At 55.2% G+C, this 8884-nt stretch carries 11 protein-coding genes and 2 pseudogenes; 4 read left to right on the forward strand and 9 right to left on the reverse strand.

From position 1 onward, the window contains the following. Nucleotides 1-159: 159 nt before the first annotated feature. Nucleotides 160-600: pseudogene (locus MCRY_RS21940) on the forward strand (ATP-binding protein); the annotation flags it as partial. Nucleotides 601-755: 155 nt separating this feature from the next. On the opposite strand, the gene MCRY_RS22710 reads toward MCRY_RS21940, so the two are convergent. The 5 genes from MCRY_RS22710 to MCRY_RS21960 form a co-directional block, all read right to left on the reverse strand. After that, nucleotides 756-1172, reverse strand: a complete 417-nt coding sequence (locus tag MCRY_RS22710) for a hypothetical protein (RefSeq protein ID WP_139834157.1) — start codon at nt 1170-1172, stop codon at nt 756-758. Between the two features lie 79 nt (nt 1173-1251). Further along, nucleotides 1252-1548 (reverse strand): hypothetical protein, encoded by a 297-nt coding sequence (locus tag MCRY_RS21945; RefSeq protein ID WP_085633864.1) that lies wholly within the window; start codon nt 1546-1548, stop codon nt 1252-1254. A gap of 114 nt (nt 1549-1662) precedes the next feature. Continuing rightward, the gene (locus tag MCRY_RS23555; RefSeq protein WP_139834158.1) at nt 1663-2127 is read right to left on the reverse strand and encodes a peptidoglycan-binding domain-containing protein; all 465 of its coding nucleotides are present in this window, start codon (nt 2125-2127) and stop codon (nt 1663-1665) included. A gap of 98 nt (nt 2128-2225) precedes the next feature. Then, nucleotides 2226-2810, reverse strand: coding sequence for a hypothetical protein (locus MCRY_RS21955; protein ID WP_085633866.1), 585 nt, complete (start codon nt 2808-2810; stop codon nt 2226-2228). Between the two features lie 47 nt (nt 2811-2857). Beyond that, nucleotides 2858-3259, reverse strand: coding sequence for a hypothetical protein (locus MCRY_RS21960; protein WP_139834159.1), 402 nt, complete (start codon nt 3257-3259; stop codon nt 2858-2860). A gap of 408 nt (nt 3260-3667) precedes the next feature. Here MCRY_RS21960 and MCRY_RS21965 point away from each other — a divergent pair. Beyond that, a protein-coding gene (locus MCRY_RS21965) for an IS5 family transposase (RefSeq protein WP_244897960.1) occupies nt 3668-4442 on the forward strand; the annotation gives its coding sequence in 2 pieces (ribosomal slippage) (nt 3668-3996 and nt 3995-4442; 777 coding nt in all). An 83-nt stretch (nt 4443-4525) separates the two neighbouring features. Here the strand turns inward: MCRY_RS21965 and MCRY_RS21970 are convergent. Together MCRY_RS21970 and MCRY_RS21975 are read right to left on the reverse strand one after the other, a co-directional pair. Beyond that, nucleotides 4526-4690: a DUF3309 family protein gene (locus MCRY_RS21970; protein ID WP_085633870.1), complete on the reverse strand. Its 165-nt coding sequence runs from the start codon at nt 4688-4690 to the stop codon at nt 4526-4528. 59 nt (nt 4691-4749) lie between these two features. Next, nucleotides 4750-5019, reverse strand: a complete 270-nt coding sequence (locus MCRY_RS21975; protein WP_085633872.1) for an SHOCT domain-containing protein — start codon at nt 5017-5019, stop codon at nt 4750-4752. Between the two features lie 911 nt (nt 5020-5930). Here MCRY_RS21975 and MCRY_RS21985 point away from each other — a divergent pair. Beyond that, nucleotides 5931-6584: a DUF1236 domain-containing protein gene (locus MCRY_RS21985; protein ID WP_244897961.1), complete on the forward strand. Its 654-nt coding sequence runs from the start codon at nt 5931-5933 to the stop codon at nt 6582-6584. Between the two features lie 547 nt (nt 6585-7131). Continuing rightward, nucleotides 7132-8319, forward strand: coding sequence for an IS4 family transposase (locus tag MCRY_RS21990; RefSeq protein WP_217808263.1), 1188 nt, complete (start codon nt 7132-7134; stop codon nt 8317-8319). 39 nt (nt 8320-8358) lie between these two features. On the opposite strand, the gene MCRY_RS21995 is transcribed toward MCRY_RS21990, so the two are convergent. Both MCRY_RS21995 and MCRY_RS23500 read right to left on the reverse strand, forming a co-directional pair. Further along, a complete protein-coding gene (locus MCRY_RS21995; protein ID WP_176234554.1) occupies nt 8359-8523 on the reverse strand; it encodes an integrase core domain-containing protein in 165 nt (54 codons plus the stop codon). A gap of 163 nt (nt 8524-8686) precedes the next feature. Continuing rightward, nucleotides 8687-8884, reverse strand: a pseudogene (locus tag MCRY_RS23500) (hypothetical protein); the annotation flags it as partial.

Raw genomic sequence — 8884 nt, forward strand, 5'->3', positions numbered from 1 at the left:
TTGGGAGCTTCGCCAAGGTTCCATCGCACTGAACAATCGTCAATTGGGCGGTCCCACCGCGCCTCGACTGGGCGACAACTTGCACAATCTCCCCAGAGCGAGGGTGAAATGGATACCAGATCCGAACCTCAGAACCGGGAAAGCGGGCAGTGTGTCGTTGGCTTGTCCGGCACCGGCAAAACCCACATTGCCCTCGGCCTCGGGTTGTCGGCATGCCAGAAAGGCCTGTCTGTCGGTTTTGTCACCGCCGCAGCGCTTGTTCATGAACTGATGGAGGCCAGAGACGAACGCAGGCTCCTGCGGCTTCAAAAACAGATGGTTGGTTACAAGCTGCTGATCATCGACGAGCTGGGCTTTGTGCCACTGAGCAAAACCGGGGCTGAGCTGCTGTTTGAATTGGTCTCCCAACGCTACGAGCGCGGCTCCACGCTGATCACAAGCAACCTGCCATTCGACGAATGGACAGAAACATTTGGGTCAGAACGCCTGACAGGCGCACTGCTCGATCGCCTGACCCACCACGTCAACATCCTGGAGATGAATGGCGAAAGCTACCGCCTTGGCCAGAGCAAGGCGCGTCAAGCAGCGCCCAAAACCTAAACCTCAATCAGCACAGATTGGCCCTGACGGTCCAAAGCATCCGGACAACCGCCAGCTATATAACAAGCGCGGCTGCCCGGATGCTGGCGCTCGTCTTCACGCTGATTATCCCAAACCCAAAGTGGCAACATTTTGCGCTGCCCTTTGGCTCACTTTTACTCTGCCGTTGACACTTGTGGAGGAACCGGGTCATTAATCCTGCTGCGGGTGAATATTGCACGCGCTTCTTTGGGCCTGACAATATCCGCAGGATTGCCCCATACCGACACATACACCGAAGCACGCCCGGTGCTACTAATATGGGCCGGCTCAACCTCAATAATGCGTACACGGAAGTCCGCTTTGCGCTCGAGGGCAGGCGACAGGATGTCAGTTGCTCGTGCGCCCAACGTGCCCACCAACACAACTCGTGGCTTTCCAAGCCCAAAAGGCAGTCGTGAGGGCCTTTCAACAAATACAGAGATGGTTGTGTCAGAGTTCAGGGACAACAACGCTCGATCACCAGGCGAGATGCCTACAGATACAGGATTGAGCTCCAAAGCGATCGCCGCTTTGTGAATGATAGGTTGCATGCTGCCTCACTGTCCTCAGTTGGTCTGAGGTTGGAATAAGTATACCTGAGTGCAGGTGCTCAGGGGACTCCCGATTTACTCAGGACGCAAAATCTACATCAATATTGCGGGCTTTAAGCGCCGCCAAGACGCCGCCCAGCACATTGCGAGCATTGATCCCTTCTTTCAGAGCCGAGTTGATGTCGTCATCTGTGGCGCTCACATCACGAATATCTAGGACGACACGCTTGCCAGTGCGGGCATCGTAGACCACCTGCCTGCGCCCGCCAATAACTGACCGCAGGCCAACGAATTCAGCTCCATTCCGCGCATGAAAAGACATGGGCACACCTTCATAATTACGGTATGGACTGTATTCAAAACCTTTCAAATTCATAGACTTGCGACGTATTCTTACATGACGCTGTGCTTAAACTGACACATCGCGTAAGCCAGATATATGATCAAACACTAGATTTTGCGCATTCGCGACAAACACTTACCAATAACGCTACGGACACTCGCCATTCACTGGTCCTGCCAAGGCCTCCGCTGTTTTGGGACCATAAACGCCATCTGCTGTTAAGCCGTAGGCAGATTGAAATTGTTTAAGCGCCGCACGTGTTGCAGGGCCCTCTTCACCATCAGCAAAATCTCCGGGAAGAGATGGACAGTGGCGCTGAAGCTGCATCTGGTATTGCAGAACACCAAAGTGCTTATCGCTGTCGAGACAGCCTTTCTCACTCTCGCCAACGCGCCCACACATGGGTCGTGTTATCCGCGACAGAGAGACCGCCGCTAGCTGACTCTGCTCTCCACATCCCGCGCTTTCGGCAATATGACACTTGGAGCCATTCATCGCTGGTGAATACGCCATAGCTGGGTCTTTATACACGAGTATCGCTAGTGTTATCATTGACACTGTTTTGATTTGCATGGCTGCTGGCAGCGCTGAAAGCAGGGCAATTGGCATCATTCACTTTCTCGGTTGTGGTGATCTCAGACAGCTCTGGCTGCAGCGCCGGGATAGAACAAAGGACTGCAACGGTCTACTGTTGCGACGTAATTTGCACGTCACTCTTGCACCTGTAAGACCAGTGGGCTGGGATTGCGGAATACAAAGGGGCGACCTGACAGTTTTTCGGTGGCCTGCATCTTCCGAGCTGGTCTGCCTATAAAGCGGCTCACCCAAAAACCGTGCGATGATGCAAAATCGTTCGCCTCACGGAGCGTCTGAAGCTCGACGATTGCAAGGAACGTTCTTTCCTCAATTCTTTGACAGGCCACACTGACGTCTGCTCGCGTGAGCTGCTTCTCACGCAGAATCTGTTCAGTCCACCAATCCTGATCGGCCTGACTTGCAACATCTCCATCGATCGTTCGAAACAAGACATATTCTGACGGCAACACTATAGTGATCACGGGGGGACCCTCGGCAAGACGCTGAGCAATAGTGCACCACTCAGCCATCCGTTTATATAAATGCGGATCAGTTGACGAAACATCACCGATAACTGTGGGCGCTCCCTTGAGGTCATACAACATTCGGATGCCATGCAAGGAGGTTTCGAAGGCGAAGCCGCCCGGTCGGTCAAAGTAGTCCTGCATGAACGCTAACCACGCTTCGAGCGAGCTGAACTCCCCGGTTTGACGTGCCAAATCTCCACCACAAGCGCCCATTTTCAAAGTAAGGGTGACCAATCAACTTATCGGTCGATTTCATGACCGTCGTGCACATCACTCAACAAGCGCGAGACTTGTGCAGCGTGAGATAACGAAAAATATGTGGCAATGGCCAAGTTGACCCTGCGCACTTCCACAACTTTTGCCACCGTACTGTATTTGTCGATCACAAGACAAATCTGTTCGATCATTTCTCGTCGGTCGTCGTCGTGTTCCACAACAAGATCAACAGCCTCCATGCAGTCCATCATGTAGGCTGGGAAATCAGAGCAACGCAGTTCGTCAAACATTTGGCTGGTCAGTTTGATGGCATCCAGCGGCGCAAGCGTTGTAAAATACTGAGCCACTTCAGCGTTGTCAGAACGCAACGCCCACTTGATCTCTCGGCGATTGAAATTCTTGTTCGGTATTTCTAGACCACTCAACCTAAAAGCTCCCAATTGTCGCGCTCACCACACCCTCGACAACTTGATCGAACAGCCAATAACTTGCGCAGTCAATCACTCCGCAGCATCCAGCAAAACTGGTCTAGGTGATCGCCCGAGGTCAAAAACTGATTTTGCCCCCAAAGGCCAAACATCAAACGCGATCATCAGCGCCAGCACGAAGCCAACGCATATTCCCAGTGATATATCACGAAACAAGTTCAGCATGGTGAAAGGCTACGGTGAAAACCAGGCTTCAACAACCTGACAGTGCCCCGCGGACGCGTCGCTCCCCATCAACCCACACAGATCGCGAAGGGACCGACTATGTTTGGGCAGTACACCCATTAATTCTTGTTTGACTGTATAGGTTTGTGATTCACTCCCGGGCGAACATCGGGCGGGAGGATGCAAGTGGCACGATCAGACATGAGCGATCTTGAATGGGAATTCATCAAGGCGGTCTTGCCCAACAAGACAAGGGGCAAGAAGCGGGTTGATGACCGCCGCGTGATCAACGGTATTTTCTACGTTCTGCGCACCGGCATCCCTTGGGCTGATCTACCAGAACAATACGGCCCACCGACTACGGTCTACAACCGTTTCAACCGGTGGAGCTATGCGGGCCACTGGGACCGGATCATGGACGCCATAGCCGACGCGCATAACGTTGACATGGTGATGGTCGACGGGACCAGCGTGCGCGCGCATCATTCCGCCACGACACTCAAAAAAAGACCCGCGCCGCTGTTTAGGTCGTTCGCGGGGCGGATTAGGGACGAAAATACATGCACTTACCAATCAGGATGGGCTGCCGATCCGATATGAATTAACACCCGGTCAAGCCCATGACGCGCCGCCGTGTAAGACGCTGCTCAACAACCTGCAGCCTGGTCAACACGTGCTCGCGGACAAAGCATATGACGCAGACTGGATCAGGGACATGATCTGGGAACAGGGCGCTATCGACGTGATCCCTCCCAAGGCTAACCGTAAACTGCCCGCCGAATTCGATGCTGAAATCTACCGGGAACGCAATAAAATCGAGCGGTTCTTTGGCAGGCTGAAAGCCTCCTTCCGTCGTATCGCAACCCGATACGAAAAGACGTCACGCAACTTCCTGTCGATGATCAAACTGGCTTCGGTCAGACTCTGGATCGAGTTTTATGAGTCGGCTGCCTAGTCAAGTTCGCACAGTATGAGCCGACATACATGGATCAGAAGGGGCCGCTTCTGCCATGACATCCCATCGTAAGGACGTTGCGGTCAGATCCGGCCAAGCAGCATCAGGACGACCACGATGATCAGGACAGTGCCAAGTACGCCGACTCCGGCATGACCGTAGCCGTAGCCATATCCTGCGAAGCGGCCGCTGAATCCACCGAGCAAAGCGATAACAAGCAGTATCAAAAGTATCATACCCAGTGACATCTTCGTTCTCCAATTGGGCTGAAATGGGCGAGGTGTTTTATGTTAACCCGCGCATTCTGTCACGGTTGGCGGCGACGGAACGCCAGGACGGCAACCGCAATGACCACCAGGGCCAGCACAAGTACGCCAATAAAGCCGTAGCCACCCATTCCGTAGCTGCCGTGCCACATGCCCCATCCCCAGCCGTCGCTTATCATCCCGCCGCCGTCATGAGGGGCCGACTCCTGAGTTTGTCCCATCGCCTGCGCATTTGCAGTCGTGGCGAGAGACAGTGTTGCGAGCGTGAAAATCGCGCGTTGCCGTGTGGCAGTGGTAAAGATCAGTGACATGATCGTTCTCCTTGATGGCCGTTGCACGACCTGCGCGTGCGATGAAACAGTCCGATCGGGCGCAGTCTTTCCCGCGTCGGCTGCCCGGCGCGCGTCGCCGGGCAGCCGAACCAACAAATTACGCGAGCGCGTGGGTCGCCGCGTCGCGTTCCTTATTCGTGTCGGCATCGTTCTTGGCCGTATGGGCCTTTTCCGCCGCCTGATAATGCTTCAGGGCCGCGTCTTTCTTGGGGCCAGCAGGCGCCTTGTCCTAAGCAGACTTCACAGTTTTCATCTTATCAGAGACATTGGTCGACTTATTGGTCTCGGGTTTCATTGGCTTGTCCTTTCGTGGACGGTCCGGGAACGAGAGACACGCGAGATCGGGGACACGAGGTAAAGCGCCGTCCCGCGTGTCTCTGGGTCACTGGGACTGGGTACATGTTCACCGAAGTCCGGCGAACAGGCTTCATACTGCTCAATGCCCTGACGATTCGTATTGATGCACGTTAGCGGCGCCGCAGATTTCAGTTCTCGTTGCGTTGGCCTCGGCTAATGGGTGCAAAGTCCGAAATACCGGTCTGCCCTGGAATTGACCGGCACGCTGATCCTGACGCGTTCGTGATTTCAGCCATTGCCCATTCCATCGCCATCCTGATCACGATTTTGACCTGCCGGAAAAGGTGACGTAACAAGGTAGGCTCTTCCGCAGTCACGGCACACACTGAAATCCTGTGCAGCACTGATGCATGTCAGTACCCCATCTCCCGATATCACGCATGGTATTGTTTCGCCCGACGACTCCGTCGGGACACAGCAGCGAAAGCCTGCTGTGGGCCAACCTCTTCAGCATAGCGATGTTTTGTCCGGGACGCCCTTTCAGTAGGGGCGGCCCTCAGAACCGCGTCCTTGCTCCCCGTTTCAAAGGAAACATGATGATTACCAAGGCACTTCTAGGCATCTCTGTCGTTGCCGGTTTGATCGCCGGCGCGGCAAGCGCCGAAACCCAAGCCATGGCCTGGACCGATCTGAACGTGCGCGACGGACCAGGTCCGATGCATTCGATCGTCGATGTGATCCCGATGAATGGCACGGTGATGGTGCAGGGATGCCTTGCCGATGCAAGCTGGTGCCAAGTTACCCACGGCGACACGACAGGATGGGCCGCGGGCAATTATCTCACCACGGCAATCGACAACGCACCGGTTGCACTTGCGTCGGGCGACAAGCGGGTGGTCCTCACGACCGTCACTTATGACAACGGGCAAGCGGTGACCGCTGGCGGCCTTGCGTCAGGTGCAATCGCCGGTGCCCTGATCGCCGGTCCGGCTGGCGCTGTTGTCGGCGCTATCGTCGGGACCGCAGTCGGCGCTTCTGTTGAACCTGATCCGACGGTTGTCACCTATGTCAGAAGCAACCCTGTCGATCCAATCTATCTGGACGGCGAAGTCGTCGTTGGCGCCGGGATCCCCGATACGGTGATGTTGGCCCCGGTTCCGGACAGCACGTATGAGTATGCATATCTCAATGGCGTGCCGGTTCTGGTGGATACGAAAGATCGCAGGGTCGTCTATATCGTCCGATAATATCCAACTGGACGCACGACATGCCGCAGATTGGTCGGCCCGTGCACTACGGGCTGGCCGACAGCATGGTTTCACTACAGGACTCCGTCTGGATGTCGAATAGTCTGCATTTTCTCTCATGGCATAGCATTACCCGTCCACTAAGGAGAGCAATTCCATGGCCTGCGCGACCTGCTCTGTGCGCGCTAGCCGTGCCGGATCTTGCAGTTCCTGTCGAAGGTCGGTTTAGGGTATCAATGTTTGCACGAAGAAAAGGATAAAACCGGAGGGTATATAGCACGGAACCGGACGTTTGTCGTCTTGGAAAATGAATCGCCCCGGGTTTACCCTATGACATTCACACATCTTTGTTGCGGTGAGTGCGCTGTTCTGATTCCCTTTTGAAAACGGAGGTGATGATGCAGCAGACACTTGGAAAATTTGGGGACGCGCGCCTGGAAAAAGGGGGGCGCTGCTTTTGGACAGGCTTGTTGCGACAGGCGGTGATGGGGTCCGGGTTCGGCGACTTGGTTGTAATCGAGCAGGTGAGATCCGGATTACACGGTTTTTGCGCAATCCGGCAGTGACCGTTGAAGCGATGTGCGAGGCGTCCTTTTCCCGGACCGAGGGCGCCTGTCATGGACGTGATATCCTGGCGGTTCAGGACACAACAGTGACCCGGTCAAATGGTGTGGGAGGAGATTACCTTCACGCGATGATCGCAGTGGATGCGCAGGATGGCGCTGTCCTGGGCGCACTGGATGCAACGTTTTGCGAACGTGATACAGGCCAACGTGCGACGCGGCATGCGCGTGCCTTCGAAGATAAGGAAAGCTACCGCTGGCTGGCAGCCACTGAGCGGGCCGGTCAGATCGCTGGGGCTGCGCGTATGACGATGGTGGCGGATCGCGAGGCCGACATTTATAATCTGTTTGCCCGCAGGCCCGATCATGTGGATCTGATTGTGCGAGCCAATCACAACCGCACACTTAAGGGCGGTGACAAAATGGCTGACCGGATCGCAGCCATGCCGAGGCTGGGCGTGACCCTGCTCACTGTTCCCGCGATCCCGGGGCGGACTGCCCGCGCGGCAAAGCTGTCGATCCGCTTTGGTCAGATAACAATCCAACCCCCCAAACGTATGAAAAAAGCAGCGCTTACGCCGGTCATTCTAAACTATATCGATTTGCGTGAAGAAACCCCACCTGAGGGGATCAAGCCTATACACTGGCGGCTTTTGACAACCTACAAAATCGCCGATGTCAGTGACGCTTTGGATGTCGCTGAGCGCTATGCAAAACGCTGGAAAATCGAAGACTTGTTCCGCACGATGAAGCGTAAAGGGTTCAACATTGAGGCCTTGCGCATCAAGAACAGCGCGCCCCGCAACCGGCTGATCGTCGCCTGCATGATCGCCGCGACAATCGTGATGCAGATGGTGGCGGAGCGCGACGGCGGCGTCCGCCTGCGCCCGCTGACAGATGCCTTCGATGTAGACGATCAACCTCTACTGGAAGCGCTCAATACCGACCTTGAAGGCCAGACTGATCGACAAAAAAACCCCCATCCCAAAGGCAGCCTGGCTTTCGCCACTTGGGTCTGCGCGAGGCTCGGTGGTTGGACCGGTTACTACGGAAAGCCAGGGCCAATTGTCATCCTGTCAGGCTGGACTGAATTCCAATCCATCAAACATGGCACACATCATGGCACACATCTCGCAAAAAGTCTGACCCAAAAAGTCACACAAGATGTGTGAATCTTATAGGGGTTTACCGGAGGGTGTTTGGCTCAAATGTTAGGCTGCATTTTCGGTTTGGTTCAAACGTTCATAGAAAGCTTCCTCCGCTTCGTTTGGCGTGATGTATCCGATGGCACCGTGTAGCCGCTGGGTGTTGTACCAGTGGACCCACTTGGCGGTTTCCCATTCCAGTTGGCCGACTGATTTCCATGGCCCAGGCACCGGTCGAAGAGGACAGGACTGTGATGGTACGCGGACCGTCAGGCTCCTATGAAGTCACATCTCGCCCGCTGCCGGGGCAATCTGATGGTCGACACGTCAACGCAATGACACGAAGTCAATCATACGATGAGTCAGGCCATCAGGCTGCAATACCACATTCACAATCATATGAAGCCCCAACCGTGCCGTCCGATGCATCGATACCGGCCTCGACCAGACGGTCGCTGTATCGAATGGATAGGTATTGGGATCTGCGGTCAGAATGATGGGTCAGGCTTTGGTCGTTTGCTGGCCGACGCTGGCAAATCGCTTGGTTGGCACTGTCAGAGCAAAATCGGTTGAGGCGGGCAGGGCGAGCATT

The sequence above is a fragment of the Marivita cryptomonadis genome (assembly GCF_002115725.1).
GTDB lineage: Bacteria > Pseudomonadota > Alphaproteobacteria > Rhodobacterales > Rhodobacteraceae > Marivita > Marivita cryptomonadis.